Source organism: Psychromonas sp. MB-3u-54 (assembly GCF_002836415.1).
GTDB lineage: Bacteria > Pseudomonadota > Gammaproteobacteria > Enterobacterales > Psychromonadaceae > Psychromonas.
Map to the genome: position 1 here is coordinate 1 of NZ_PJBP01000068.1, position 237 is coordinate 237.

Here is a 237-nt window from a genome sequence, read left to right on the forward strand (position 1 = left end):
GAAACTGCATGTGCATCATGTAATATTCAGATCTAAAGGCGGAACGGATACGCCTGGCAACCTAAAGGTGCTTTGCGAAACCTGTCATAATGACTTACATGCCGGAAAGTTTGAGTTAATAGCCAAGAAATCGACAACAAAGCACGCTACTGAAGTTGGCATCGTGAAGGCACAACTTAGTAAACGATGGGACTTTGAAGAAACATTTGGGTTTGAGACAAAATTCAAACGAGAGCA

1 protein-coding gene is annotated in these 237 nt (G+C 42.2%); it reads left to right on the forward strand.

The annotated features are described in order from the left end of the window. Positions 1–237 (forward strand): HNH endonuclease (locus tag CXF72_RS00610; RefSeq protein WP_198552456.1); only part of this gene is annotated, 237 nt, incomplete at both ends.